At 71.5% G+C, this 24,643-nt stretch carries 27 protein-coding genes; 9 read left to right on the top strand and 18 right to left on the bottom strand.

Annotated features, from left to right (window positions below):
• Nucleotides 1-16: 16 nt before the first annotated feature.
• From M8H82_RS31320 to M8H82_RS31295, 6 genes are all read right to left on the bottom strand, one after another.
• Entirely contained in the window at nucleotides 17-1,000 is a 984-nt protein-coding gene (locus tag M8H82_RS31320; protein WP_250078469.1) for an aldo/keto reductase, read from the bottom strand.
• A 109-nt stretch (nucleotides 1,001-1,109) separates the two neighbouring features.
• A complete protein-coding gene (locus tag M8H82_RS31315; protein WP_250078468.1) occupies nucleotides 1,110-2,129 on the bottom strand; it encodes a polysaccharide lyase family 1 protein in 1,020 nt (339 codons plus the stop codon).
• Between the two features lie 25 nt (nucleotides 2,130-2,154).
• A complete protein-coding gene (locus M8H82_RS31310; RefSeq protein WP_250078467.1) occupies nucleotides 2,155-3,183 on the bottom strand; it encodes a polysaccharide lyase family 1 protein in 1,029 nt (342 codons plus the stop codon).
• A gap of 11 nt (nucleotides 3,184-3,194) precedes the next feature.
• Nucleotides 3,195-4,193 carry a polysaccharide lyase family 1 protein gene (locus M8H82_RS31305; protein WP_250078466.1) on the bottom strand — a complete coding sequence of 333 codons (999 nt, stop codon included), beginning with the start codon at nucleotides 4,191-4,193 and terminating at the stop codon, nucleotides 3,195-3,197.
• Between the two features lie 11 nt (nucleotides 4,194-4,204).
• Nucleotides 4,205-5,290, bottom strand: a complete 1,086-nt coding sequence (locus tag M8H82_RS31300; protein ID WP_250078465.1) for a polysaccharide lyase family 1 protein — start codon at nucleotides 5,288-5,290, stop codon at nucleotides 4,205-4,207.
• A 445-nt stretch (nucleotides 5,291-5,735) separates the two neighbouring features.
• Complete coding sequence (locus tag M8H82_RS31295; protein WP_250078464.1) at nucleotides 5,736-6,956, bottom strand: FAD-dependent monooxygenase; 1,221 nt, start codon at nucleotides 6,954-6,956, stop codon at nucleotides 5,736-5,738.
• A gap of 340 nt (nucleotides 6,957-7,296) precedes the next feature.
• Between M8H82_RS31295 and M8H82_RS31290 the strand changes: the two genes are divergently transcribed.
• From M8H82_RS31290 to M8H82_RS31280, 3 genes are all read left to right on the top strand, one after another.
• The gene (locus M8H82_RS31290) at nucleotides 7,297-7,668 is read left to right on the top strand and encodes a tyrosinase cofactor (protein ID WP_250078463.1); all 372 of its coding nucleotides are present in this window, start codon (nucleotides 7,297-7,299) and stop codon (nucleotides 7,666-7,668) included.
• Between the two features lie 106 nt (nucleotides 7,669-7,774).
• Complete coding sequence (locus tag M8H82_RS31285; protein WP_250078462.1) at nucleotides 7,775-8,599, top strand: tyrosinase family protein; 825 nt, start codon at nucleotides 7,775-7,777, stop codon at nucleotides 8,597-8,599.
• A 92-nt stretch (nucleotides 8,600-8,691) separates the two neighbouring features.
• Entirely contained in the window at nucleotides 8,692-9,144 is a 453-nt protein-coding gene (locus M8H82_RS31280) for an SRPBCC family protein (RefSeq protein WP_250078461.1), read from the top strand.
• Nucleotides 9,145-9,153: 9 nt separating this feature from the next.
• Here the strand turns inward: M8H82_RS31280 and M8H82_RS31275 are convergent, their stop codons facing one another.
• Entirely contained in the window at nucleotides 9,154-9,834 is a 681-nt protein-coding gene (locus tag M8H82_RS31275; protein ID WP_250078460.1) for a ribonuclease H, read from the bottom strand.
• A gap of 46 nt (nucleotides 9,835-9,880) precedes the next feature.
• Nucleotides 9,881-10,681: a VOC family protein gene (locus M8H82_RS31270; protein ID WP_250078459.1), complete on the bottom strand. Its 801-nt coding sequence runs from the start codon at nucleotides 10,679-10,681 to the stop codon at nucleotides 9,881-9,883.
• A 250-nt stretch (nucleotides 10,682-10,931) separates the two neighbouring features.
• On the opposite strand from M8H82_RS31270, the gene M8H82_RS31265 reads away from it, so the two are divergent.
• The gene (locus M8H82_RS31265; protein ID WP_250078458.1) at nucleotides 10,932-11,570 is read left to right on the top strand and encodes an ATP-dependent Clp protease proteolytic subunit; all 639 of its coding nucleotides are present in this window, start codon (nucleotides 10,932-10,934) and stop codon (nucleotides 11,568-11,570) included.
• Between the two features lie 2 nt (nucleotides 11,571-11,572).
• The gene (locus tag M8H82_RS31260) at nucleotides 11,573-12,175 is read left to right on the top strand and encodes a ClpP family protease (protein WP_250078457.1); all 603 of its coding nucleotides are present in this window, start codon (nucleotides 11,573-11,575) and stop codon (nucleotides 12,173-12,175) included.
• An 18-nt stretch (nucleotides 12,176-12,193) separates the two neighbouring features.
• Here M8H82_RS31260 and M8H82_RS31255 read toward each other — a convergent pair whose 3' ends face one another.
• From M8H82_RS31255 to M8H82_RS31245, 4 genes are all read right to left on the bottom strand, one after another.
• The gene (locus M8H82_RS31255) at nucleotides 12,194-12,598 is read right to left on the bottom strand and encodes a helix-turn-helix transcriptional regulator (protein WP_308293294.1); all 405 of its coding nucleotides are present in this window, start codon (nucleotides 12,596-12,598) and stop codon (nucleotides 12,194-12,196) included.
• 98 nt (nucleotides 12,599-12,696) lie between these two features.
• On the bottom strand, nucleotides 12,697-13,149 hold the full coding sequence (locus M8H82_RS31250) for an ATP-binding protein (RefSeq protein ID WP_250078456.1): 453 nt from the start codon (nucleotides 13,147-13,149) through the stop codon (nucleotides 12,697-12,699).
• Nucleotides 13,146-13,235 carry a putative cross-wall-targeting lipoprotein signal domain-containing proteiin gene (locus tag M8H82_RS36850; RefSeq protein ID WP_351981397.1) on the bottom strand — a complete coding sequence of 30 codons (90 nt, stop codon included), beginning with the start codon at nucleotides 13,233-13,235 and terminating at the stop codon, nucleotides 13,146-13,148. The genes M8H82_RS31250 and M8H82_RS36850 overlap by 4 nt, the downstream gene beginning before the upstream one ends.
• A 12-nt stretch (nucleotides 13,236-13,247) precedes the next feature.
• A complete protein-coding gene (locus M8H82_RS31245; RefSeq protein WP_250078455.1) occupies nucleotides 13,248-14,546 on the bottom strand; it encodes a DUF6777 domain-containing protein in 1,299 nt (432 codons plus the stop codon).
• Between the two features lie 167 nt (nucleotides 14,547-14,713).
• Here M8H82_RS31245 and M8H82_RS31240 point away from each other — a divergent pair, with 167 nt between their 5' ends.
• Nucleotides 14,714-15,973: a streptophobe family protein gene (locus M8H82_RS31240; RefSeq protein WP_250078454.1), complete on the top strand. Its 1,260-nt coding sequence runs from the start codon at nucleotides 14,714-14,716 to the stop codon at nucleotides 15,971-15,973.
• Here the strand turns inward: M8H82_RS31240 and M8H82_RS31235 are convergent.
• The 4 genes from M8H82_RS31235 to M8H82_RS31220 are packed head-to-tail and all read right to left on the bottom strand — an operon-like array spanning nucleotide 15,970 to nucleotide 20,302.
• Nucleotides 15,970-16,962 (bottom strand): serine/threonine-protein kinase, encoded by a 993-nt coding sequence (locus M8H82_RS31235; protein WP_250078453.1) that lies wholly within the window; start codon nucleotides 16,960-16,962, stop codon nucleotides 15,970-15,972. The genes M8H82_RS31240 and M8H82_RS31235 overlap by 4 nt on opposite strands.
• Nucleotides 16,952-17,497 (bottom strand): hypothetical protein, encoded by a 546-nt coding sequence (locus M8H82_RS31230; protein WP_250078452.1) that lies wholly within the window; start codon nucleotides 17,495-17,497, stop codon nucleotides 16,952-16,954. The genes M8H82_RS31235 and M8H82_RS31230 overlap by 11 nt, the downstream gene beginning before the upstream one ends.
• A gap of 9 nt (nucleotides 17,498-17,506) precedes the next feature.
• Nucleotides 17,507-19,846: an FHA domain-containing protein gene (locus tag M8H82_RS31225; protein WP_250078451.1), complete on the bottom strand. Its 2,340-nt coding sequence runs from the start codon at nucleotides 19,844-19,846 to the stop codon at nucleotides 17,507-17,509.
• A gap of 45 nt (nucleotides 19,847-19,891) precedes the next feature.
• The gene (locus M8H82_RS31220) at nucleotides 19,892-20,302 is read right to left on the bottom strand and encodes a hypothetical protein (protein WP_250078450.1); all 411 of its coding nucleotides are present in this window, start codon (nucleotides 20,300-20,302) and stop codon (nucleotides 19,892-19,894) included.
• A gap of 237 nt (nucleotides 20,303-20,539) precedes the next feature.
• On the opposite strand from M8H82_RS31220, the gene M8H82_RS31215 reads away from it, so the two are divergent.
• On the top strand, nucleotides 20,540-21,016 hold the full coding sequence (locus M8H82_RS31215; RefSeq protein WP_250078449.1) for a hypothetical protein: 477 nt from the start codon (nucleotides 20,540-20,542) through the stop codon (nucleotides 21,014-21,016).
• 53 nt (nucleotides 21,017-21,069) lie between these two features.
• On the opposite strand, the gene mgrA is transcribed toward M8H82_RS31215, so the two are convergent.
• On the bottom strand, nucleotides 21,070-22,059 hold the full coding sequence (gene mgrA / locus M8H82_RS31210; protein WP_284049576.1) for an L-glyceraldehyde 3-phosphate reductase: 990 nt from the start codon (nucleotides 22,057-22,059) through the stop codon (nucleotides 21,070-21,072).
• Nucleotides 22,060-22,186: 127 nt separating this feature from the next.
• On the opposite strand from mgrA, the gene M8H82_RS31205 reads away from it, so the two are divergent.
• Both M8H82_RS31205 and M8H82_RS31200 read left to right on the top strand, forming a co-directional pair.
• Nucleotides 22,187-23,074: a LysR family transcriptional regulator gene (locus M8H82_RS31205; RefSeq protein WP_250078448.1), complete on the top strand. Its 888-nt coding sequence runs from the start codon at nucleotides 22,187-22,189 to the stop codon at nucleotides 23,072-23,074.
• A gap of 27 nt (nucleotides 23,075-23,101) precedes the next feature.
• On the top strand, nucleotides 23,102-23,611 hold the full coding sequence (locus tag M8H82_RS31200) for a DUF664 domain-containing protein (protein ID WP_250078447.1): 510 nt from the start codon (nucleotides 23,102-23,104) through the stop codon (nucleotides 23,609-23,611).
• Here M8H82_RS31200 and M8H82_RS31195 read toward each other — a convergent pair.
• The coding region (locus M8H82_RS31195; protein ID WP_250078446.1) for an adenosine deaminase at nucleotides 23,599-24,643 on the bottom strand (1,045 nt) is incomplete at its 5' end. The genes M8H82_RS31200 and M8H82_RS31195 overlap by 13 nt on opposite strands.

Genomic DNA, 24,643 nt, shown 5'->3' with positions numbered 1-24,643 from the left:
TTGATCCTTCAAACGGTCACCAGCGGCTCTCGACCTGCTCCTTGATCCGGCGGTCGTACAGGTCACGGATCGCGGTGAGGGTGGCCTCCGGCAGTTCCGGCAGTTCCGCCGCGGCGGCGTTGGCGCGGGCCTGCTCGGGCGAGCGGGCGCCCGGGATCACCGTGGTCACGCCGGGCTGCTGGACGATCCAGCGCAGGGCGAGCTGGGCGGGGGTGTACCCCTGCGGGGCGAGGGCGGAGAACTCGGCGGCGGCCTCGACGCCGGTCGTGTAGTCGACGCCGGAGAAGGTCTCACCGACGTCGAAGGACTCGCCGTGCCGGTTGTAGGTGCGGTGGTCGTTCTCGGGGAAGACTGTGTCCTTGGTGTACTTGCCGGACAGCAGGCCCGAGGCGAGCGGGACGCGGGCGATGATGCCGACGCCCGCCTCCTGGGCGGCCGGAAGGACCTCGCGCAGGGGCTTCATGCGGAAGGCGTTGAGGATGATCTGCACGCTCGCCACGCCGGGCCGGGCGATCGCGGTGAGGGCCTCCTCGCAGGTCTCCACACTCACGCCGTAGGCGGCGATGCGCTCCTCCGCGACGAGGGTGTCGAGGGCGTCGAACACCTCGTCGGTGGAATAGACGGGGGTCGGCGGGCAGTGCAGCTGCACCAGGTCGAGCCGGTCGATGCCGAGGTTGCGGCGGGAACGGTCGTTCCAGGCGCGGAAGTTGTCCAGGACGTAGTTCTCCGGGATCTGGTCGACCCGGCGGCCCATCTTGGTGGCGACCATGACGTGCAGGTCGGGCCGGCTGCGCAGGAAGGTCGCGATGGTCTCCTCGCTGCGGCCGTCGCCGTAGACGTCGGCGGTGTCGAAGAAGGTCACGCCCGCCTCGGCCGCGGCCTCCAGCACCGCGAGGGCTTCCTTGTCGTCCACGTCGCCCCAGTCGGCACCCAGTTGCCAGGTGCCGAGACCGATCACGGATGCGTGCTGCTGAGACCTGCCGAATGTGCGCTCGTCCATGGCGTCAGTCTGTCACCCGCCCTGCGCGGTTTCCGACACTGGTGGTCGATTCGGGGTGGCGCCACCCGGCCCCGCCGAGCATGGGTTCGGCGGGGCCGAGCGCCTTCGGTTAGAGCCCGATGGTGCCGGGGCCCGCGCCGCGCATGACGGCGTCCTTGACCGACTGCGGGTTGTCGACCGTGTAGTCGTAGTAGTCGGCCGGGTCCTCGACGCTTCCGCCGGTCACGGGTTCGCCGGTGTCGCCGACGAAGACGTTGTTGCGCTCGACGATCGCGCCGTCGGGGCCCGAGTAGCTGTTGGTCATGGGCTCTTCGACGTCCTCGAAGTAGTTGCCCTCGATGAAGCAGCCGGAGTCCGCGTTGCAGGCCGGGCCGGTGTCGCTGTTGTCGAAGAAGTAGTTGTTGTAGATGTGCACCGGGTCGCCAAAGCGGGTGCGCGGGTTGCGCTGCGGGGTGCGGTCGTACCAGTTGTGGTGGTACGTCACCTTCAGTCGGCCGGTGTCCTGGGCGCCGTTGCTGTCGGAGTGGCCCAGCAGCATGTTCTTGGCGTGGTGGTGGGTGTGGTTCCAGGAGACCGTGATGTAGCTGGAGCCGCGCTTGATGTCGAGCAGTCCGTCGTATCCGGCGGACAGGTCGTTGTGGTCGATCCAGACGTGGTGGGAGAACATCTGGACGTTGATCGAGTCGTCGCTGGCGTCGCGGAACGTCAGGTTGCGCACGATCACGTTGTGCACGGCGTTCGCGGGCGGCGAGGTGACGGTGCTCACGGGGAGGCCGATGTTGAGGCCGCCGCCGGTGATCCCGGAGTTCGCGCCGACGCCGACGATCGTCTTGTCGGAGGTGACGTCGTACATCCCGTCGGGCAGGGTGATCATGCCGCTCACGCGGACGATCCTGGGCCCGGTCGTCTTGATGGCGGCGATCAGGGCATCGGCGGTGGAGACGGTCACGGTGGGCCCGCCCGCGCCGCCGGTGGTGCCGTTCTGGCCCCAGGCGTCGACGCTCGCGAAGCCGGTGGGGGCCGACTCGGCGAGGACGGCGGCCGCCGGGGCCTCGGAGGCGGCCGGGGCCGCCGCGGTGGCGGCCAGGGTGGCCAGCGCCGCGAGGAACAGGGTGCCTTTGCGGTGCATCTGCGACTCCTTCGGGTGGGAGGGCTCAGATCCGGCCGGTGCCGACGCCGGCGGCGACGATGCCGGGGACGCTCGACGCGGCGTCGAGGGTGTACGCGTAGTAGGTGCGCGGCTCGACGACGGTGCCGAGGGTCTCGGGGGCGCCGGAGTTGACGTACACGTTGTTCCGCTCGACGACCCGGCCGGGGCCGCTGTCGTCGTAGCCCGAGTAGATCGGGTGGGGCACGTTCTCGAAGTAGTTGCCCTCCACCAGCACGCCCGCGTTCTCGGTGGAGGCCACTCCGTAGAGCCGGTTGTTGCGGTAGTGGTTGTTGTAGACGTGCACGGGCTCGGCGAAGCGGACCCGGGGGTGGCGCTGGTCGGTGCCGTCGAAGAAGTTGTGGTGGTAGGTGACGCGCAGCTTGCCCCGGTCGGCGGTGTAGCTGTCGCTGTGGCCGAGCAGGCAGGTCTTGCTGTGGTCGTGGAAGCGGTTCCAGGAGATCGTGATGTAGTCCGACTCGCGCTTGACGTCGAGGAGCCCGTCGTAGCCCTGCGAGAAGTCGCAGTGGTCGATCCACACGTGGTGGGCGCGGTTGGTGACGCTGACGGAGTCGTCCGAGGCGTGCGTGAAGCGGATGTTGCGGATGATGACGTTGTTGCCGGGGCGGGTGGTGGAGCCGAGCTGGAGCCCGCCGCCGGTGATCTCCGCCGTGGAGCCGACGCCGAGGATCGACTTGTTGGCGACGACGGTGAGCATGCCGTCGATCTCGATGCGGCCGGAGACGAGGAGGACGTACGGGGAGTTGCGGTTGACGTAGTCGGCGAGCTGGGCGCCTGTGGTGACGGTGACGGTGGGCCCGGCGACGCCGCCCGTGGTGGTCGTGAGGCCGAGCGCGGGAACGCTCGCGAAACCGTCGGCGCTCTGCGCGGCCAGGGCGGCGAGCCGCTGCGGGGTGGGCGCGACAGCGGGGGCGGCGAACGCCCGGGTGGCGGCCGTGCCCGTGGCCAGCAGGGCGGCGGAGGCTGCGGTGGTCGCGAGCAGGCCGCGACGGGACAGCGGGGGTGTGTCCGGCATGGGGGTCTCCTTCAGATCCGGCCGACGCCGGCACCGGCGGCGACCAGGGCGGGGACGGTGGCGGGGGCGTCGAGGGTGTACGCGTAGAAGGTGCGCGGCTCGGTGACGGTGCCGAATCGCTCGGGGGCACCGCAGTTCACGTAGACGTTGGCGCGCTCGACCACCCGGCCGGGGCCGCTCTCGTCGTAGCCCGAGTAGACCGGGTGGGGCACGTTCTCGAAGTGGTTGCCCTCCACCAGCACGCCCGCGTCCTCGGTGGAGGCCACCCCGTAAAGGGTGTTGTTCCGGAAGTGGTTGTTGTAGACGTGCACGGGCTCGCCGAAGCGCACGCGCGGGTGGCGCTGGGCCGTGCCGTCGAACAGGTTGTGGTGGATGCTGACCCGCAGCCGGCCCCGGTCCTGGGAGCCGTTGGCGTCGGAGTGGCCGAGCAGCATGGTCTTGCTGTGGTCGTGGAAGCGGTTCCAGGAGACGGTGACGCAGTCCGCGCCGCGCACGATGTCGATGAGGCCGTCGGCGCCGGAGCTGAAGTCGCAGTGGTCGATCCAGATGTGGTGCGAGGACTGCTGGATGCTCAGCGAGTCGTCGTCGGCGTGCGTGAAGCGCAGATTGCGGATGATCACGTTGTGGCGGCGGTACATGTCGAGCCCGCCGCCGGTGATCTCCGCGTCGTCGCCGAGTCCGACGACCGTCTTGTTCGAGCGCAGTCCCTGCTTGCTGGTGATCTCCATGGTGCCGGAGACCTGGATGACGTACGGACCTTCGCGGTCGCAGTAGTCGAGGAACGTCTCGGCGTCGGTGACGGTGACCACCGGGCCGCCCGCGCCGCCGGTGGTGCCGGACAGGCCGTGCGCGGCGATGGAGGCAAAGCCGTCGGCGCTCTGCGCGGCGGACGGGGCGTAGCCGCCGGGGCGGGCGGCGGCCCGCGCGTGGGTGCCGGCTGCCAGCAGGGCGGCGGAGGCGCCCGCCGACGCGAGCACGGCGCGGCGGGTGGGCCGGGGACGGGAGGTCATGGCCGGCCCCCTCAGATCTTTCCGGCGCCGGCGCCGGCCGGGACGACGGTCGGCACCTCGGCGGCCCGGTGGGGGGTGTACGCGTAGTACGTGCGCGGCTCGGTCACCGAACCCCGGGTCTCGATCGCGTGGTTGCAGTCGACGAGGATGTTGTCGCGCGCGACGAGACGGCCGAGGTCACCGCTGAAGTCCACGCGCGCGGGGTTGTTGACGCTGAAGAAGTAGTTGCCCTCCAGCACCACCCCGGCGTCCATGGCGGAGGCCACGCCGTAGCTGTTGTCGCGGTAGTAGTTGTTGTAGACGTGCACCGGATCGCCGAAGCGGACGCGTGGATTGCGCTGGTCGGAGGCGTCGAAGTAGTTGTGGTGGTACGTGACGCGCAGCCGGCCCCGGTCCTGGGCGCCGTTGTCGTCGTCGTGGCCGAGCAGCAGGGTCTTGTCGTGGTCGTGGAAGCGGTTCCAGGAGACGGTGACGTAGTCGGAGCCGCGCTTGATGTCGACGGCGCCGTCGTCGCCGTTGGAGAAGTCGTTGTGGTCGATCCAGATGTGGTGGGAGAACATCTGGATGTTGATCAGGTCGTCGCTCGCGCCGTCGAACCGCAGGTTGCGGATGATGATGTTGTGCACGGCGTTCGCGGGCGGTGAGGTGACGGAGTCGCTCACCGGGAGGCCGATGTGCAGTCCGCCGCCGGTGATGCGGGCGCTGCCGCCGAGCCCGACGATCGTCTTGTCGGAGGCCACCGGATGCATGCCGTCGGTGGAGCCGGTCGGCAGCGTGATCGTGCCGCTGACCTGCACGGTCAGCGGGCCGGGGCGGGAGATGTAGTCCAGGAACTGAGCCGTGGTGGCGGCGGTGACGACGGGACCGCCCGCGCCGCCGGTGGTGCCGTTCTGCCCGAGCGCGCTGACGGAGGCGAAGCCGTCGGCGGTGGCGGTGGCGCTCTCCGGGGCGGCGGTGGCGGTGGCGGTGGGCGTGAGACCTACCAGGACGGCGGCGAGAGCGGCGAGGGCGGCCCGTGCCGTACGGCGCCGGACGGGCGACGGCGGACGGACGGGTAAGCGCGACGGTCCGGCGGATCGTGGGGTGAGCAGACGCATGACGGGGTGTCCCTTTCTCCGGCTTTCCTGCTTCTCCGGTCCTTGCGGCGTTGCGCGGGCAGGCCGGACCGGCCCATGCCGCCGACGGGGCGGGACGGGGTGCGGCTTGCGGCTCTGCAGGGGTGCGCTACTGCGGCTTGCTTGCGGCTCTGCGCTGATGTGGCGGCGGGGCGCGGAACATGTGCGGCTCTGGGCGCTGTGCGTCCGGAAGAGCCCGGCCGCGGCGATGCAAGCGCTTTCCCCGAAAAGTAAGCGCTTGCCGTGGGCGCGTCAACTCATGCTGTCGGCACGGAAGGCGCCAGTTTCCATCAGAAACAGACATGAAAGGAGAGGTGGGAAACACGTCACCGCACCCACCCCATACGACAAAGTCGGCCTTCAAGACCACGACGGGGTCTTGAAGGCCGACGTCACGCGCGCCCCTGAGGAGGGGGCGCCTATCGGGCTACTTGCGCGAGGTCAGCGTCCTGGCGTGGACCGTGCGGGCGACCTTGGGACCCAGCCAGCGCTTGAACCGGCGCAGCGCCTCGAGCTGTCCGGCCGCCTTGTCGAGGCGGTAGTACAGCTGGGGCGGCACGTACGGCAGCAAGGGCGAGTGGCGCTGGCCGAGGAGGGCGAACATGTGCTCGGGCGGCAGATGGATGTAGCGGGGCAGGTCCTCGTACCACTGGGCGCTGTAGCGGGCCGCGCTCTGGAGGGGGAGCAGCGCCTGCTTGCGCTCCCGTTCGTACCGGGCGAGCGCACGCGGCAGGTCGGTGTGCTCGCGCAGGGCGCCGGCCAGGGCGAGGGAGTCCTCCAGGGCGAGGGTGGTGCCGGCGCCGATGGAGTAGTGGGTGGTGTGGGCGGCGTCGCCGAGCAGGACGAGGTTGTCGCGGTACCAGGTGCGGTTGGTGAGGGTGCGGAAGTTCAGCCAGGGTGAGCTGCCGTCGGCCGGTGACCGGCCGATCAGGGCGTGGCCGTCGAGGATGTCGGCGAACAGCTTCTCCAGCAGGGCGAGGCTCTCCGCCTCGTCGGCGCGGTCGAGGCCGAGCCCGGTGAAGGTGTCGGGGGCGCATTCCACGACGCAGGTGCTGCGGTCGGGGCCGAAGCCGTAGCCGTAGGCCCAGATCCAGCCGTGGTCGGTCTCCACGAAGGCGAAGGTGAAGGTGTCGAAGACCTTGGTGGTGCCGAGCCAGACATAGTGGTTGCGGCCGGGCCGCAGCTCGCTGCCGAAGTGGGCGGCGTGGTGGGTGCGCAGCGCGCTGTGGACTCCGTCGCTCGCGACGACCAGGTCGGCTTCGGGGAGCCCGGCGGCCGGGTCGATCTCGTGCCCGTACTCCAGTCGCACGCCGAGCGAGCGGGCGCGGGCGGCGAGGAGTTCGAGCAGCCGGTGGCGGCCGATGCCGAAGCCCTCGTCGCCCGGCCGACGGGTGGTCAGGTTCCCTACCCGGGCGACTCCTTCGCTCCAGCTGACCGAGTTGTCGGTGATGGCGCGCGCCGATTCGGGGTCGTGCGCGGTCAGCCGGTCGAGCAGTCCGCGCCAGTAGGTGACGCCCCAGCCGTACGTGGAGCCCTCCGCGTCGCGCTCGTGGACGGTGATGTCGTGGGACGGGTCCTGCAGCTTGAGCAGGATCGAGAGGTACAGGCCCGCGGGCCCGCCTCCGACGCAGACGACCTTCACGCGCACCCCTTGAAGTCACTCAATGCAATCATTTCGAGACGGAGAGTAGCAGTGGGATCGCACTCGGCCCCGCTTCCGGATCGCGTCACTTTCCCGGCGTGACCCACGCCACCGGCTCCCCGGCCGTCCGCGAAAGATCACCCGAATCAGGGTCCCCGGCAGAAGGAATTGCCCGTTCCGGAGGTCGGTCCACTCCCCGGGCAGCAAGATCATCCTGGTTCAACCTTGCACGACATGTGGGTAATTGTCCGGATCGCAGCCAACCACTCCCGAGGGATTTCACCAGGTCTCGTCCCTCCCGATAGGCATACGGCGTCAACAGCCGTCCCACTTTGGGAGATTCCGTATGCCGGACCTCAGCCGTCGCCGCGCGCTCACCGCGGCGGCCGCCCTCGCCGCCGCCTCCGGAGCCGCCACGCTCGCCGCCCCCGCCGGGGCGGCCGGCCACCACCCCGGCTCCTCCCCCGCACCCTTCGACGAGGTCTACAAGGGCCGCCGGATACAGGGCCGGGCCCGCTCGGGCGGCGGGCACCACGACCACGGCGCCGGTTACGCCGTGTTCGTCGACGGGGTGGAGCTGCACGTCATGCGCAACGCCGACGGCACCTGGATCAGCGTCGTCAGCCACTACGACCCGGTGACCACCCCGCGCGCCGCGGCCCGGGCCGCGGTGGACGAGCTCCAGGGCGCCGCGCTCCTGCCGTTCCCCACCACGTGAGCCACCGACCGAGCGACCGGCCGAGCGGCCGACCGAGCCGCCCGGCGACCTGCCCAGTGATCCGCCGACCCACCTGCCCCTCCAGCGCTTCCGGGAGCCCTCGCACATGACCGTCCGCAAGAACCAGGCGACCCTGACCGCCGACGAGAAGCGCCGCTTCGTCGCCGCCGTCCTGGAGCTCAAGCGCACCGGCCGCTACGACGAGTTCGTCACCACGCACAACGCCTTCATCGTGGCCGACACGGACAACGGCGAGCGCACGGGCCACCGTTCGCCCTCCTTCCTGCCCTGGCACCGCAGATTCCTGCTCGACTTCGAGCGCGCCCTGCAGGCGGTGGACCCCTCGGTCGCGCTGCCCTACTGGGACTGGACCGCCGACCGCACGGCGCGTGCCTCGCTGTGGGCGCCGGACTTCCTCGGCGGCACCGGCCGGAGCCTGGACGGCCGGGTGATGGATGGCCCCTTCGCCGTCGCCACCGGCAACTGGCCCCTGAACGTCCGGATAGACGGCCGGACTTATCTGCGCCGGGCCCTCGGCGGCGGTGGCCGACCGCTGCCGACGCGAGCCGAGGTGGACTCCGTGCTGGCCATGGCGACATACGACATGGCGCCCTGGAACAGCGGCTCGGACGGGTTCCGCAACCATCTGGAGGGGTGGCGCGGGGTCAATCTGCACAACCGGGTCCATGTGTGGGTGGGCGGGCAGATGGCCACCGGGGTCTCGCCCAACGACCCGGTGTTCTGGCTGCATCACGCCTACATCGACAAGCTCTGGGCGGACTGGCAGCGCCGCCACCCCGGCTCCGGCTACCTCCCGGCGGCGGGCACCCCCGATGTCGTCGACCTCGGCGACACGATGAAGCCGTGGAACGACGTGCGGCCCGCCGACCTGCTGGACCACACACCGCACTACACCTTTGACGCGGCCTGAGCCGTGAACCGAGTCACCCTTCCAGCGGTTTGTCCCCAGGGCACGCGGTAACCCGTGCCGGGAACCGTACACAGACCAAGGAAGGGCGACTCATGTCAAAGGTCGAGGAATCCATCGAGGTCGGCGTCCCGGTCCACACCGCGTACAACCAGTGGACCCAGTTCGAGTCGTTTCCCGAGTTCATGAGCGGGGTGGAGCGCATCGAGCAGCGCACCGACACGCTCACGCACTGGGTGACGAAGGTCGACGGGGTGCAGCGGGAGTTCGACGCGGAGATCACCGAGCAGATCCCGGACGAGCGGGTCGCCTGGACCACGGTCGGCGGCCAGGCCCATCAGGCGGGTGTGGTGACCTTCCACCGGCTCGACGAGGAGCACACCAAGGTGATGCTCCAGATGGACTTCCACCCCGACACCCTCACCGAGAAGGTCGGCGACAAGCTCGGGTTCGTGAAGCGCCAGGCCAAGGGCGACCTCGAGCGCTTCAAGTCGTTCATCGAGGACCGCGGCCGGGCGACCGGCAGCTGGCGCGGCGCCGTGGTGTGACCGCCTGAGCTACCCCGCCGCTTCCGTCCGGCACTCCGGGTGGCCCCAGCCCTGCGCGTTCTTGGCGATGGGCTCGCCCGCGGCGTAGGAACGGCCGCATAGACAGCGGCCGGGGAACTTCGCCTTGATGGTGCGCGCGGAGGAGCCGCCGCCGCTCTTCTTGGCCGTGGAGCGGCGCGGCGCCTTGGCGGGGGCGTCCGGGGCGGGCGGCGGCTCGGGCGAGCCGAGGCCGCTGCCCGCGGGCTCCTGGACGATGGCCGCCTGGCTCGCGGCCCGGTCGGCGAAGTCGTTGAGCTTGTCGCCGTCGACCTGGTGAGCGGGCACATAGCGGAATTCGACGGAACGGCCGGCCAGGAGCTCGTCGATGCGTACGACGAGCTCCTGGTTGGCGACCGGCTTGCCGGCCGAGGTCTTCCAGCCGTTGCGCTTCCAGCCCGGCAGCCAGGTGGTGACGGCCTTCATCGCGTACTGGGAGTCCATCCGGACCTCCAGCGGCACCTCGGGGTCGGTCGCCGCCAACAGGCGCTCCAGCGCCGTGAGTTCGGCGACGTTGTTGGTGGCCTTGCCGAGCGGTCCGGCTTCCCAGCGGGCCGGGGTCTCCGTTTCGTCGGCGACCACCCAGGCCCAGGCCGCGGGCCCGGGGTTTCCCTTCGAAGCCCCGTCGCACGCGGCCACTACTCGTTCACGCATGCGCCGATCATGCCATGGGCCAAGGCGGTGACCGGTGCCCGCCCGGTCAGACGTCGGTGAGCTTGGGCATCTCGCCCTCGGTGGTGGTGGTGTCGAGCACGGAGAAGTGCGCGCCCTGCGGGTCACTGAGCGCGGCGAACCGGCCGAAGGGCGTGTCCATGGGCCCGAACCGCAGGACCCCGCCGAGCTCGGTGGCCTTCGCCACGGCCTCGTCGCAGTCGGCGACGGTGAAGTAGACGTTGATGTAGGCCGGGATCTCGGGCGGGAACTCCTCGGTCATCCTCATCCGGCCGAGGACGGCGGTCTCGCGGATGTTGAACAGCCGGAAGTCGACCCCGTCCTCCTCCATCTGCTGGGCGGTGTACGCGGGGAAGACGGCGGGGAAGAACGCGTCGGACTTCTCCGCCTCCCGGGTGAAGACCTCGGCCCAGCAGAACGCGCCGGGCTGCTCGGGGGCCGCCTCGAAGCCCTCGTGCTCCCCGGCCTGCCAGACGCCGAAGACGACGCCGCTCGGATCGCGGCCCAGGCACATGGTGCCCAGGTCGCCGACCCGCATCGGCTCCATCAGCACCTCGCCGCCGTTGTCGCGGATCCGGCCGGCGGTGGTGGCGGCGTCCGGGGACGCGAAGTAGAGGCACCACTGGGACGGGCCGTCCTGTCCGGGCATGGGCGGGACGACGGCGGCGACCGCCTTGCCGTCCGCGTAGGCCTGCGTGTAGCTGCCGAACTCCGTCGACGCCTCGCCGAAGGTCCAGCCGAGGACAGCGCCGTAGAAGCTCTTGGCCCCCTCGACGTCGGTGAACATCGCGTCGGCCCAACAGGGGGTTCCCTCTGGCTGTACGGCCATGACTGCGGCCTCTCCGAAATCGGGCTTTCCGGGCTTTCCGGTCCGGTTCCACACGCTATCCACCCCCCACGCCGGGCGCGCGCCGAGCCGGCCGCTGAGCGCCGGCAGCCCGCCGCAACGGCTGCCTCCCGTCACTCGGGGACGGCCCTCTGCTCGTGGCTGATCTGCCGCGGGCAGAGAAACAGCCGGCGCGGAGGCTGCGCGGGCAACAGTGGAGTCGACGGCATCCACGCCACGACGAGGAGATCCCATGACTCCACTCACCGCACTGGCTCCCCGGGCGGAGGAGGGCGACACCCCGCCCACCCGGTTCGACGACCAGCTCGCCGCCCAGTTGCTCGGGCAGCGGATCGTGCTGCTGGGCACGCAGGTCGACGAGGTCTCGGCGAACCGGGTCTGCGCGCAGCTGCTGATCCTGTCCGCCGAGGACCCGCGCACCGACATCTGCCTGTACATCAACAGCCCGGGCGGCTCGGTCCACGCGGGCCTCGCCATCTACGACACCATGCGGCTGATCCCGAACGACGTGTCGACGCTCGCCATGGGCTTCGCCGCCAGCATGGGCCAGTTCCTGCTGAGCGTCGGCACCGCGGGCAAGCGCTTCGCCCTGCCGAACGCGCGGATCATGATGCACCAGCCGTCGGCCGGTATCGGCGGCACCACCGCGGACATCGAGATCCAGGCGGAGAACCTGGAGCACACCAAGCGGACCATCGAGCGGCTGACCGCCGAACACACCGGCCAGAGCCCGGAGACGATCTCCCGGGACGGCGACCGGGACCGCTGGTTCACGGCCGAGGAGGCCAGGGAGTACGGATTGGTCGACCGGGTGGTGGAGTCGCTCACCGACGTCCGCCCGGCCGCCTCGAAGCGACGGATGGGGCTGTAGTCATGGGCAGTTACACGATTCCGAACGTCATCGAGCGCACCCCGCAGGGCGAGCGGTCCTTCGATGTGTTCAGCCGGCTGCTGAACGAGCGGATCATCTTCCTCGGCACGGAGATCGACGACGGGGTGGCCAATGTCGTCATCGCGCAGCTCCTCCATCTGGAGGCCGCGGCGCCCGAGAACGAGGTCTCGATCTATATCAACTCCCCCGGCGGATCGTTCACTTCACTCATGGCGATCTACGACACGATGACCTTCGTCCAGGCGCCGATCGCCACGGTGTGCGTGGGACAGGCGGCGTCCACGGCGGCCGTGCTGCTGGCCGGCGGGGATCCGGGGCGGCGGTCCGTGCTGGAGCACGCGCGCGTGCTGCTCGGGCAGCCGGCCAGCGGCGGCCGGCAGGGCACGGTCTCCGATCTGACGCTCCAGGCCAAGGAGATGGTCCGGATCCGCGCCCAGGTGGAGGAGGTGCTGTCCCGGCACACCCATCACGAGGTGGCGACGCTGCGCGCCGACATGGACCGCGACAAGGTCTTCACCGCCGAGGAGGCCGTCGCCTACGGCCTGGCCGACCAGGTGATGAGCCGGCGCCTCGTCGGGGTGTGAGGCGCCGGGACGGCGGCGTCAGGCGGCCAGGCAGAGTCCGTCGTACGACGAACCGGCCGTGCCGCGGCTGCGGACCGGGCTGTGGCGGCTGGTGAGCCGGATCAGTTCGCCCTGGGCCCGGGACAGCAGGTCGCCGAGGCCGAGGCCGAGGGCGTGGGCGGCGGCCGCGAGGACCTCCGAGGAGGCCTCCTTGCGGCCGCGCTCCACCTCGGAGAGGTAGGGCATGGAGATCCGGGCGGCGTCGGCCACGTCCTTCAGGGTGCGTTCCTGGGCGAGGCGTTCGCGCCGCAGGACGTCTCCGACCAGGTCCCGCCACAGCGGTTCCCGGGCGGTGGGTCCGGCGGACCGCGGGGGCGAGGGTTCCGGGCGCGCAGGCGGGCGCAGCGGGATGACGTGGGCTTGGTTCGGCGCTTGGTTGCTCACCTTCCCAGCCTAGGAGCCCGGGCCGGGACGGGAAGGCCTCGGCGTTCCGCCCTGGGGGAAATCGCCCATGGCGAACAGGGAGTTGGCCCGGTCCGGGGTCACTGCCCGCCGAAACCGATCACCGCGCGGACCCGCTTGCCGACCGGGATCCGTTCGACGGCGACATCACCCGCCAGCGCGTGCACGATCTCCAGACCGTGCCGGCCGATGCGCTGGGGATCCCGCGGGAAGCGGCGGGGCAGCGCGGCGCTGCTGTCGTAGACGGAGACCACGAGCCGGGCGTCGGAGCCTTCCAGCTCCAGTATGTAGGGCCCGTTGCTGTGCCGGTCGGCGTTGGTGACCAGCTCGCTGACGACCAGCAGCACCTCTTCCTGGGCGCGGTCGTCGATCTCGGCGCACCATTCGGTGCGCAGCCGGCCGAGGAAGAGGGCGGCGAAGGACCGCGCCTCGGCGATGCATCCCGGCTCACCGGTGTAATGGGCCGCCCGTCGGAGCGGTTCCACGGGCACGTCGAAACCAGTCGGAATCACTGCCCCGTCGTGTTCGATCATGCGTTTCTCTCTCGGAAGCCGACCTGGCCGGACACTGCTGCATGAGTGCTCGTACCCAGTGCCGCGCTACACATCCCCCCGTACAAGGGACCGATACGTCACATCGACGGTGAGAGCGGGCTGACGCCCGGCTGCGACTCGGTCGTCGTACCGGTGGTGTCCGAGGTCAGCGGCACTTCGGGGGTGGTCGTCCCGGGCGATTCCGGCTCCGACGGGGGCTGGGAGGCCGGGGGTGCCTGGGTCGGCGGCTGGATCTGGCCGGAGGGCGTCGTCGAGGTGGGCGGGCAGGTGTTCTCCGACCCGTCGGGCGCGTCGGGACACGCGGCCGTGGTGGTGCCGGAGGACGTCGAGGTCGAGGGCGGCTCGGTCAGCGACGGGGAGGGCTGGTCGGCGGGCGGGGCCGTCTTGCGGTCCTTGCCGCCGGTGTCACCGGGGTGCCGCTCGAACCAGTCGCCGCGGTCGGGGTCGTAGACGACGAAGACCTCGACGACGGTGGTGGCGGGCGCGACCACGACGACGTTCGAGGACTTGTAGGACGGCCAGGAGTCGCCGGTGGTCTTCGGCGTGCTCTGCTGGGCCACCGGCTCGGTCAGCGGGTTGCCGCAGGCGCAGCGCACCCGGGGCACTCCGCGGTCGTCGACGAGCACGGCGGTGCCGCTCTGGAGGACGGCCTGGTAGGGGGTGGCGCTGCCGTCGCGGTAGCCGTGGTTGGTGACGCGGGTGTCCATGCGCAGCTGCACGGGGGTGAGGCCGCGCAGGTAGGCCGGAACGCCGGCGGGCTCGACGCTTGCGACGGAGGCGAACGCCTCGTTCTTCGCCGGTTCCGCCTGCAGGGCCTTGATCTGCTTCTCCACGTCGCAGCTGGCGGCCTCGCGGGTGCCGCCGTACAGGCCGGGCGCCGCGCCGTCGACGCCGCGGACGGTGTTGCCGGTGGCCGACTCGGTGGCCGGGGAGGGGGTGACCGGCGGGGCGGAGCTGTCCGTAGCGGTGGACTCGGTGAAGGGGTCGGGGCCGGTCTTTCCGGCGGCCTGGAGGAAGACCTCGCCGCCTCCTGCGGTGCCGCCGCCACCGCCGCCACCGCCACCGCCGCCGCGGCCCAGGACGAGGGCGATGACCACGGCCGCGACCACCACCGTGGCGAGCACGGCGATCCGCGGCACGGACCGCCACCACGGCCGGTGGGGTTCCGGCGGCGGGGGAATACTGCTTCCCCCGGTGCTCGGGGGCTGACCGCCGCCGCTGCTGCCGCCCGGGGGCTGGGAGGGCGGACCGGCAGGCCCGCCGCTGCTGCCCCCCGGAGGCTGGGAGGGCGGACCGGTGGGCGGCTGCGAGGGCCCCGACAGGGGTCCCGAGGGGGGTCCTGTGGGCCTGCCCGAGGAGGGAGGTTCGGCGCTCACGAGCCCTTCTTCCCGATATGGGACCTTCATGGCCTTTTACCTAAATGGCCATGCTTCTCCATATCATCACCATTGTGTGCTCCGGGCCGGTGCGCTGCGCAAGCCGACGCGGACGGCCCTCCCGGCAGGCGGGGCGGGCGGACGCTGCTTAGCGTGGCAGGGTGATCATGCGCACCCCTTCCGACCAGGCAGTGGCCCGCCACGGCTGGCCGCAGGCCCTCGTCGCCGTGCTGGCCGGACTGCTCGCGATGGTGATCGTCGCCGTGCTCGGCCTGTGGGCGGCGGGGGCGACCGGCCTCCCGGACGGCGCCTTCCCGAGGGTCGCCGCCGCGACCGTGGTGACCGCCGTCGGCGGCACCGTGGAGATGTCGGGCGACGCCGGGGGCCTCGCCGAGTCCGCGGCCGGCCTCGCCGTGATCCCGCTGTCCGTGACCCTCGTCGGCGCGCTGGTGATCGCCGCCGGTTTCCTGCGGCCGTTGCGGCACCGGGCGGTGGCCGGGGTGCGCGAGCTGGCGGGCTGGGCCGCCCGGATCGCCGTGCTGTGGCTGCTGGCGCTGCTCGGGCTCGCGCTGGCCGCCCGGCAGACCTTCACCGTCTCCCTCGGCGACGACACGCTCGGCGAGCTGGGCGAGCTCTTCGGCGTCACCCCCCAGGTCGGCTTCCGCGCCGACGTGCCGCTCACCCTGTTCTTCGGGCTGCTGTGGCTGGCGGGCGTGCTGATCCTGGCGCTGCTGGTGTCCCGGCGTGCTCCCCTGCCGCCCCGGCTGCTGCGCTTCCAGGAGGCGGTACGGCCCGCCGCGTACGCCATGGTCGTGCTGCTGCTGGCCTGCGTCGCTCTGGGCGCCGTCATCGGTCTGGTCGTCGCCGCCACCCGCGGCCACGCGGCGGAGACCCTGGCGGTGCTCCTGCTCGGCCTGCCGAACCTGGTGTGGCTGGCGCTCACCATCGGCCTCGGCGCCACCTGGGACGGCCGCGTCGACGGTCCGTTCGGGCTGCCGATGCCGCGGGTCCTGGACGAGGTGCTGCGCGGCTCGGACACCGCCGCCCTGAACCTGAGCACGCTCGCCGAGCACGACAGCCGGGTGTGGTGGCTGGTGGTCGTCGACGCGGTCCTGGTGCTCGCCGCCGCGTTCGTCATGGCGGCCCGCTCCCCGCGCCGTATGCGGGCGTGGCAGCACGCGGTACGGATGGCGGTGGCGCTGGCGCTGACGGTCCTGATGATCTGCCTGGTCGCCCAGGTCTCGGCGCACTACGGCCTGTCCGTCCTCGGCATCGGCGACCTGGGGGGCGATCTGGGCGGGGAGCTGGTCCTGAAGCCGCGGACGTGGGGCGCGCTGGGCTTCGCGCTGCTGTGGGGCCTGGTGGCGGGCTTCCTGGGCGCCCTGCTCGCCCGGCCGGTGCACCGACGGGGCGAGGTACCGCGCTAGTAACTCCCGCCGAAGAACGGCTCGGCCCACCGCGGGGGCGGTTTCGGTGCCTCGGCCCGCTCGTCCACGGCCCGTACGTCCACCCGGGTCGGCGGGTGGGCCCGTTCCTGGTCGCCGCGCAGGGCCAGACGCAGCGCCGCCACGAAGGCCAGGCAGGAGTCGTACCGGTCGTCGGGGCTCTTGGCCAGCGCCTTGGCGAAGACCGCGTCGACCGCTTCCGGGAGGTCGGGCCGGGACGAGGTCAGCGGTGGCGGTTCGTCGTACTGGTGCGCCCACAGCAGCGCCATGTCGTCGTCCCGCCGGAAGGGCGGCCGCGCCGCCAGGCACTCGTGGACGACGCAGGCGAAGCCGTACACGTCGCAGCGGGCGTCGACCGGCTTGCCGGAGATCTGTTCCGGCGCCACGTAGTCCAGCGTGCCGACGAACTGGCCGACGGTGGTGAAGCCGGTCAGGGACAGCGACTTCTTGGTCAGTCCGAAGTCGGTGAGATAAGCGTGCTCGGGGTGGTCGCTGTCGGTGCCGCGGGCGACCAGGATGTTGCCTGGTTTCACGTCGCGGTGGACCAGCCCGTGCTCGTGGGCGGCGTCCAGCGCGGACGCCACCTGCGCGGCGATCCGCAGAGCCGTCGCCGGCGCCAGGGGGCCCTGCCGGTCCAGGAGGTGGCGCAGGTCGCTGCCGGCGACGTAGCGCATGGCGATGTACAGGACGCCGTCCGTCTCGCCCGCCTCGAAAACGGGCACGATGTGCGGGTGGTCGATCGCGGCGGCGGCCCGGGACTCGTGGGTGAAACGGCGGCGGAAGGTGTCGTTGCGGGCCAGTTCGGGGGCGAGCAGCTTCAGCGCGACGGTGCGGTCCAGGCGCAGGTCGCGGGCCCGGTAGACGACGGCCATGCCACCGCGGCCGATCTCCTGCTCGATGCGGTAGGCGGCGATCTGCTTGCCGATCAGCTCGGAGGGGCGGCCCGAGAAGAGGCTCGTCTCATGGCCCATCCGGTGTCACCACCTGGGTGGCGGCGTGGCCGTGGTCCCCGGCGGCCGCGCGGGGCGCCTCGTCGGTGGCGAAGGTGGTCAGACGGAGCCCGTCGGCGTAGACCCAGCGCCCGTGCTCGGTGTCGTAGAGCCACACGTGCTCGCCCTCGACGACCACGCCGATCCGCAGTCCCCGGGTGCGGTCGCGGAAGGACTCGCCGTCCAGGCCGCCGGCCGCGAGATCCTCCAGCGCGGCCCGGTAGCGGGCGAGGTTCTGCTCGGCGCGGACGAGCTGGGGCCGGGGGTCGGCGGTGCGGGCCAGGGCGGCGTCGGGGGTGGGCGGGTCCTGGGGTACGGCGACCAGATGGCGGCCGTCGACCCAGGCCGACCAGCCGTTGGCGCACAGGACGTGCCCCCAGTCGCCGTGGCGTTCGAGCAGCTGAACCGGCAGCAGCGGGTCGAGGGGGACGGTGGGCCGGGCCGGGTCGGGGGCCTGCCAGGCGGGCATCCCATGGGCGGGGACGACGTGGGTGGGCCGGAATCCGGGTGTCGCCATGGCGTGCGCCTACTTCCGCATCACGACGGGTTCCTGGCGGCGCAGCAGCCGGGAGACCACGTAGCCGAAGACCACCGACAGGACGATCAGCATGCCGATGTTGAGGAGCCAGACGCCCGCCGAGTGGCGGAAGAGGGGGTCGCCGGTCAGGTCGCCGGGGACGATCCGCGCCAGATCGATGGTGCCGGCCATCGCGCCGAGCGCCCACCGCGAGGGCACCAGCCAGGCGAGCTGTTCCAGGCCGGGCACGCCGTCGAGTTTCAGCAGAGCGCCGCAGAACACCACCTGGACGATGGCCAGCAGCACCAGCAGCGGCATCGTCACCTCTTCCTTGCGCACCAGCGCGGACACCAGCAGACCGAGCATCATCGCGGTGAACGCCAGCAGGGCGACGGCGATGATGATCTCGACCAGGGGTGGCAGCAGCACGCCTTCGCCGCCGGGCGCGTTGAGATCGACGCCGAGCAGGCCGACGAGCGTGAGCACCACGGCCTGGAGGACGGTGATCGTGCCGAGCACCACGACCTTCGACATCAGGTACGCCGATCTGGACAGGCCGACGGCGCGTTCGCGCCGGTAGATCACCCGCTCCTTGACGAGTTCGCGGACGGCGTTGGCGGCGCCGGTGAGGACCGCGCCGACGCACAGGATGAGCAGGGCGTTCAGCGCGGTGTCGCGGGTCAGGGCGCTGCCGGCCAGGGCGCGGGCCATGGCACCCATCACGAACGGCAGGGCGATCATGATGGCGAGGAAGGTGCGGTCGGCGCTGAGCGCGGCGCTGTAGCGGCGGATCAGCGTGCCGAGCTGGGCGCCGCGGCTGCGCGGCCGGCTCGGCGGGGTGATGACGACCGGTCCGGAGCGCTGCAGCCGCGGCTGGGCCGTGGCGTCGGCGACATAGCGGCGGTGCTGGGGCGAGGCCGCGTAGTCGCCGGCCCAGTCGCGCTCCTGGTCGCGTTCGAAGGCCTCGAAGGCCTCCGGCCACTGGGTGAAGCCGAAGAAGGCGAGGGCGTCCTCGGGCGGGCCGTAGTAGGCGATCCGGCCGCCCGGCGCGAGGACCAGGAGGCGGTCGCAGACGTCCAGGCTGAGCACGCTGTGGGTGACGACGACGACGGTACGGCCGTCGTCCGCCAGGTCCCGCAGCATGTGCATCACCGAGCGGTCCATGCCGGGGTCGAGCCCGGAGGTCGGTTCGTCCAGGAAGAGCAGGGAGGGCTTGGTGAGCAGTTCCAGGGCCACGCTGACGCGCTTGCGCTGACCGCCGGAGAGGCTGTGCACGGGCTGTCCGGCACGCTGTTCCAGACCGAGTTCTCCGATGACCTCGTCGACCCTGGCCCGGCGTTCGGCCTTGGCGGTGTCCTGCGGGAAGCGGAGTTCGGCGGCGTAGGACAGGGCGGCGCGGACGGTGAGCTGGGAGTGCAGGATGTCGTCCTGCGGGACCAGGCCGATGCGCTGGCGCAGCTCGGCGTAGTCGCGGTAGAGGTCGCGGCCGTCGTAGACGACGGTGCCGTGGTCGGCGGGCCGCTGCCCGGTGAGGGCGTTCAGCAGGGTCGACTTTCCGGCACCGCTCGGTCCCACCACCGCGAGCAGGCACTTCTCCCCCACCGGGAAGGAGACGTCGTCGAGGAGGGTCTTGCGGCCGCGGTCGACGGCGACGGTGAGGTCCTGCACCTCCAGGGAGACCTCGCCGGTGTCGACGTACTCCTGCAGCTCGTCGCCGACCAGGCAGAACGCCGAGTGTCCGATGCCGACGACGTCGCCGGGGAGCACGGGGGCGGCGGTGACGGGGCTGCCGTTGAGGAAGGTGCCGTTGTGGCTGCCCAGGTCGGCGATCTCGTGGCCGCCGTCGGGCAGGGCGCGCAGCTCCGCGTGGTAGCGGGAGACGACCAGGTCGTCCAGGACGAGGTCGTTGTCGGGGGCGCGGCCGATGCGGACGGTACGGGTGGGCAGCGGCCGTACGCTCGTCGGCTGCCGGAAAGTGCCGGTCTGTGCGGGCATCGAGACGGCCGAGGGCCGCTCGGGGGCGGTTTCCGGTCGGCCGAGGAGGATGGCTCGAGGGCCGTCGGCGGGGTTGCCGAAGCGGATCACGGTGCCCGGTCCCACGTCCCACTCGCGGACGCGTCGGCCGTCGGTGTAGGTGCCGTTGGTGCTGCCCTCGTCCTCCAGCGTCCAGTGGGACGACCTGGGGCGCAGGACGGCGTGGTGCCAGGAGACGCGTGCGTCGTCGATGACGATGTCGCTCAGCGGGTCGCGTCCTACGTGGTAGTCGCGGCCCGGGGTCATCACGGTGGAGCCCGACTCGGTCTCCAGCACGAGAACGGGCGCTGTCGGTGCGAACGGTCGCTCCGCCATGCCTGAATTCTACCGATCAGCCCACTTATGCGCCTGGCGTGGAGATCAGGCGACCGGTACGACCAGGGCGCGGCTGGTGCGCTGCATCCGCAGCGCGTCGATCGACTCGGCGAGCAGCTCGTACTCGGTGGTGTCGTCGTGGGTGGCGATACGGACCAGCCGTCCGGCCGCCAACTGCTCCGCCACCAGCTCCTGTTGAGCGGTGTCGCCGCACCAGGCGCGCAGCACGGCGGGCACGTCGGGCACGGTGCCGGCGACCGGGACGAGCGCGCCGGCCGGTAAGTGCTCGGCATCGGGGTGCGGGTCCAGCCGCTCGGCGATCCAGGCCGCCCGGTCGCGCAGCCACCACAGGGCGAGGGCCAGGGTGGGCGCTCGGTAGGTGCCGAGCGGTACGCCGATGCGCCGGCCGCCGCAGGTGCCGTATGCGGTGACATGGCACAGGAATTCGTCGTGCACGTCTCACTCCCCCGTGGTGCGCTCGCCTGTGGGCCGGGCCTCGCGTTCCGGGCGGCTCAACTGCTGTGCGTGATGGGGTCTTCGCTGCGGGTGAAGTGCCCTCTGCGATTGAGTATGTTCACTACTGAATCACTGTCACCATGACTTTCCGGCCACTCTCCTGGCATATTCACCAAGATCGATGGCCGAAAGGTGATAGGGGCAGGTTTCTGCTGCCACACGGGAGGGGAACGCACCATGGGTGCCAGCGGCTGGGAGTACGTCACACCGTTCGCGGGGACCGTCGAGGCCTCCCTCAAGGCCTTGCACGCGCGGGTCTTCGAGGAGCTGTACGGCGACGACGACACGTACGGGAACCTCGACGAGCTCTGGGAGGACGAGGAGTTCATGGGCGAGGAGGGGACCCACTCCGTCCTGGACGTCACCCGGGTCGTTCACACCACCGCCCCGCCCTCGGACCGCAGGCTCGCGGACTACGGCACGCTGCGCCCCCTGGCGCCCGACCGCCTCACCCACCACTTCGGTACCGGTCGCCCGACCCCCGCCCGGTTCGAGCAGGTGCTCGCCGAGGCCGACGCCGCCATCGGCGTCCCGCCCGGGCGCACCGGGACGCTCCGCGACGAGTGCAGGATGCGCTGGACCGGCGTGTACGTCCTCCTGTACACCGGCGACGAGCCCACCCACCTGGGGGTCTTCGGCTTCTCCGGCGACTGACCCCCGTCGGGCCCGGTGGCGGTCCGCCGCCACCGGGCGCCGTCACGTCGGACTCAGGCCTTGGCGGCCTCGTCGATGCGGGACAGCTCCTCCGCGTCGAAGTCCAGGTTGCCGACCGCCGCCACGCTGTCCTCCAGCTGCTGCGGGCTGCTCGCGCCGACCAGCGCCGAGGTCACCCGGCCGCCGCGCAGGACCCAGGCCAGCGCCATCTGGGCCAGCGTCTGGCCGCGGTCCTTGGCCAGGTCGGCGAGGGTCCGCAGCCGGGCCACCAGGTCCTCGGTGAGCGCGTCGGAGCTGAGGAAGGGGCTGTCGCTCGCGGCCCGGGAGTCCTCCGGGATGCCGTTCAGATAGCGGCCGGTCAGCAGGCCCTGCTCCAGCGGGGAGTAGGCGATGGAGCCGATCCGCAGCTCGTCCAGGGTGTCGAGCAGGCCCTCCTCCGGGCGGCGGTCGAGCATGGAGTAGCGCGGCTGGTGGATCAGCAGCGGGGTGCCCAGCTCACCGAGGATCCGGGCCGCCTCCCGGGTCTCCTCCGGGGAGTAGTTGGAGACGCCGACATAGAGCGCCTTGCCCTGCTGGACGGCCGAGTGCAGCGCGCCCATGGTCTCCTCCAACGGAGTCTCCGGGTCCGGGCGGTGCGAGTAGAAGATGTCGACGTACTCCAGGCCCATCCGCCGCAGGCTCTGGTCGAGCGAGGACATGAGGTACTTGCGCGAGCCCCACTCGCCGTACGGTCCCGGCCACATCAGGTATCCGGCCTTCGTGGAAATGACGAGTTCGTCGCGGTAGGCCGCGAAGTCCGCCCGCAGCGCCTCGCCGAGCGCCGACTCGGCGGCGCCGGGCGGCGGGCCGTAGTTGTTGGCCAGGTCGAAGTGCGTCACGCCGAGGTCGAAGGCGCGGCGCAGGATGGCCCGCTGGGTCTCGACCGGGCGGTCCGGGCCGAAGTTGTGCCACAGACCGAGGGACAGGGCGGGAAGCTTGAGGCCACTGCGGCCGGTGCGCCGGTAGGGCATGTCCGCGTAGCGATCGGGGTGTGCGGTGTACAACGCGACTCCAGAGGGGTGGGCACGGGGGAACCATGGTCCCGGAGAACCGTTGCCCACTCTCTCGTGACCTGTGGGCATCGGTCCAACAGAAGAATCCGATGGTATTCAGCGGATACGCTTCTCAATCATGGAACTGCGCCATCTCCAGCACTTCGTGGCGGTCGCCGAGGACCAGCATTTCACCCGGGCCGCCGAACGGCTCATGGTCTCCCAGTCGGGGCTCTCCGCCTCGATCCGCTCCCTGGAACGGGAACTCCAGACGCCGCTGTTCGTCCGGACCACCCGCAGCGTGACCCTCACGCCGGCCGGGCGGGCGCTGCTGGGCGAGGCGGAGCGGATCCTCGCGCAGGTGCGGTCGGCCCATGAGGCGGTGGCCGCGGTGCAGGGCGTGCTGCGCGGGATGCTGGCGCTGGGCTCCGAGCAGTGCATCGCCGGAGTGCATGTGGCGGGGCTGCTCGCCGCGTTCCGGCGCCGCCATCCGGACGTGGAGATCTGTCTGCGCCAGGCGGGTTCGGGGGCGCTCGCGGAGGAGGTCGCGGCCGGCCGCCTGGACCTGGCCTTCGCCGTGCGTGCGGCGCAGGAGGACACCGACCAGCTGCGCGCCGTACCGCTGTCCAGCGAACCCATGACGGTGCTGTGCCATCCGAGCCATCGGCTCGCCTCCGCAGCGGCCGCGGTCACCCCGGAGGAGCTGGGCGGGGAAGTGTTCGTGGACTTCCACCCGGACTGGGGACCGCGCCGCACCACCGATGCCGCGTTCGCCGCCGCGGGCGTACGGCGGGCGGTCGCCCTGGAGGTCAACGACGTGCACAGCCTGCTGGACCTGGTGGACGAGAACCTCGGCATCGCCGTCGTACCGCGCCACTTCCGGCACAAGCGGGAGTCACTGACCGCGCTGCCGGTGAAGGGCACCGGTGAGCGGGTGTACGAGACGGTCGCCCTGCTGCCGCCCCCGGGGGCCACGAGCCCGGCGGCCCGGGCGCTGATGGAGCTGCTGGAGACAGAGGGCGCGTGAGGGACGGCTATGCGGGATGGTTAAGCCATGCATGCCAAGGACATCCTCATCGACGGTTTCAGCCGCATCCAGGAAGAAGTCCACGCCACCGTCGAGGGCCTCGCCCCTGACGACCTGCACGCCCGGCCCGGCCCGGACGCCAACTCCATCGCCTGGCTGGTCTGGCATCTCACCCGCGTCCAGGACGACCACATCGCCGACGCCTTCGGCCTCGACCAGGTATGGCTCACCCAGGACTTCCGGAAGGCCTTCGGTCTGGACCTGCCCCCGGACGACATCGGGTACGGGCACACCTCGGCGCAGGTCGGGAAGGTGCGGGTCGACTCCGGTGACCTGCTGACCGGGTACTACGACGCCGTCCACGCCCAGACCCTGTCAGCGCTGCGCGAGCTGGCCGCCAAGGATCTGGAGCGCGTCGTCGACGAGCGCTGGGACCCGCCGGTCACCCTGGCGGTACGGCTGGTCAGCGTCCTGTCCGACGATCTCCAGCACGTCGGACAGGCCGCCTACGTCCGCGGACTACTTCAGAGCGCGTAGCCCGGCAGCACGACGTCCTCGATGAGCGCCTTGCGCTCGTCGAACGGGATGAACGCGCTCTTGACGGCGTTCACCGTGACCGTGCGCAGGTCCTCGACCGTCCAGCCGGCCTGCTCCACCAGCAGGGACATCTCCCGCGTCATCGTCGTGCCCGACACCAGACGGTTGTCGGTGTTGAGGGTGACGCGGAAGCCGAGGTCCTTCAGCGCGGTGATGGGGTGCTCGGCTATGGAGGTGGCGGCACCGGTCTGCAGGTTGGACGTCGGGCACATCTCCAGCGCGATACGGCGGTCGCGGACCCAGCCGGCGAGCCGGCCCAGCTTGCCGTCGACGATGTCGTCCGTGATCCGCACGCCGTGGCCGAGGCGCTGGGCGCCGCAGATCTGGAGCGCCTGGTGGATGCTGGACAGGCCGTCTGCCTCGCCGGCGTGGATGGTGAAGGGCACGTTCTCGCGGCGCAGGTGCTCGAAGGCGCCGAGGTGGTCGGCGGCGGGGAAACCGGCCTCGGCGCCGGCGATGTCGAAGCCGACGACACCGGCGTCCCGGAAGGCGACGGCCAGGTCGGCGGCCTCGCGCACCCGGTCGAACATGCGCATGCCGCAGAGCAGGGTGCCGACGCGGACAGGGGTGCCGGCCGCTGCCGCCTTCGCCATTCCGGCCGCCAGGCCCTCCTGGACGGTCTCGACGACCTCGGCGAGGGCGAGCCCGCCGGTGGTGTTCAGCTCGGGGGCGTAGCGCACCTCGGCGTAGACGACACCGTCCGCGGCCAGGTCCAGGACGTACTCCTCGGCGGTGCGCAGCAGGCCCTCGCGGGTCTGCATCACGGCGAGGGTGTGCTCGAAGGTGGCGATGTAGCGGACCAGGTCACCGGAGTTGGCTGCCGCGAAGTACCAGGCGGCCAGCTCGTCCGGATCGGTGGTCGGCAGGGCGTGGCCGACGGCCTCGGCAAGCTCCACGACGGTGGCGGGACGCAGGCCGCCGTCGAGGTGGTCGTGCAGGACGGTCTTGGGGAGCCGGCGGATCAGGTCGGTG

Origin of the sequence: Streptomyces sp. YS415, from assembly GCF_023544665.1 — a bacterium.
Lineage (GTDB): Bacteria > Actinomycetota > Actinomycetes > Streptomycetales > Streptomycetaceae > Streptomyces.
Note: the sequence above shows the minus strand (reverse complement) of the source record. Positions and strands in the feature narration are given on the sequence as shown.

Bases quoted from the DNA above. Each gene is read 5' to 3' on its own strand.
- M8H82_RS31305 (WP_250078466.1), bottom strand. From the start codon at position 4,193: ATGACCTCCCGTCCCCGGCCCACCCGCCGCGCCGTGCTCGCGTCGGCG.
- M8H82_RS31300 (WP_250078465.1), bottom strand. From the start codon at position 5,290: ATGCGTCTGCTCACCCCACGATCCGCCGGACCGTCGCGCTTACCCGTC.
- M8H82_RS31240 (WP_250078454.1), top strand. From the start codon at position 14,714: ATGCGCACCCCTTCCGACCAGGCAGTGGCCCGCCACGGCTGGCCGCAG.
- M8H82_RS31280 (WP_250078461.1), top strand. From the start codon at position 8,692: ATGTCAAAGGTCGAGGAATCCATCGAGGTCGGCGTCCCGGTCCACACC.
- M8H82_RS31265 (WP_250078458.1), top strand. From the start codon at position 10,932: ATGACTCCACTCACCGCACTGGCTCCCCGGGCGGAGGAGGGCGACACC.
- M8H82_RS31275 (WP_250078460.1), bottom strand. From the start codon at position 9,834: ATGCGTGAACGAGTAGTGGCCGCGTGCGACGGGGCTTCGAAGGGAAAC.
- M8H82_RS31230 (WP_250078452.1), bottom strand. From the start codon at position 17,497: ATGGCGACACCCGGATTCCGGCCCACCCACGTCGTCCCCGCCCATGGG.
- M8H82_RS31205 (WP_250078448.1), top strand. From the start codon at position 22,187: ATGGAACTGCGCCATCTCCAGCACTTCGTGGCGGTCGCCGAGGACCAG.
- M8H82_RS31200 (WP_250078447.1), top strand. From the start codon at position 23,102: ATGCATGCCAAGGACATCCTCATCGACGGTTTCAGCCGCATCCAGGAA.
- M8H82_RS31285 (WP_250078462.1), top strand. From the start codon at position 7,775: ATGACCGTCCGCAAGAACCAGGCGACCCTGACCGCCGACGAGAAGCGC.
- M8H82_RS31250 (WP_250078456.1), bottom strand. From the start codon at position 13,149: ATGATCGAACACGACGGGGCAGTGATTCCGACTGGTTTCGACGTGCCC.
- M8H82_RS31260 (WP_250078457.1), top strand. From the start codon at position 11,573: ATGGGCAGTTACACGATTCCGAACGTCATCGAGCGCACCCCGCAGGGC.
- M8H82_RS31225 (WP_250078451.1), bottom strand. From the start codon at position 19,846: ATGGCGGAGCGACCGTTCGCACCGACAGCGCCCGTTCTCGTGCTGGAG.
- M8H82_RS31215 (WP_250078449.1), top strand. From the start codon at position 20,540: ATGGGTGCCAGCGGCTGGGAGTACGTCACACCGTTCGCGGGGACCGTC.
- M8H82_RS31235 (WP_250078453.1), bottom strand. From the start codon at position 16,962: ATGGGCCATGAGACGAGCCTCTTCTCGGGCCGCCCCTCCGAGCTGATC.
- M8H82_RS31270 (WP_250078459.1), bottom strand. From the start codon at position 10,681: ATGGCCGTACAGCCAGAGGGAACCCCCTGTTGGGCCGACGCGATGTTC.
- M8H82_RS31315 (WP_250078468.1), bottom strand. From the start codon at position 2,129: ATGCACCGCAAAGGCACCCTGTTCCTCGCGGCGCTGGCCACCCTGGCC.
- M8H82_RS31320 (WP_250078469.1), bottom strand. From the start codon at position 1,000: ATGGACGAGCGCACATTCGGCAGGTCTCAGCAGCACGCATCCGTGATC.
- M8H82_RS31310 (WP_250078467.1), bottom strand. From the start codon at position 3,183: ATGCCGGACACACCCCCGCTGTCCCGTCGCGGCCTGCTCGCGACCACC.
- M8H82_RS31290 (WP_250078463.1), top strand. From the start codon at position 7,297: ATGCCGGACCTCAGCCGTCGCCGCGCGCTCACCGCGGCGGCCGCCCTC.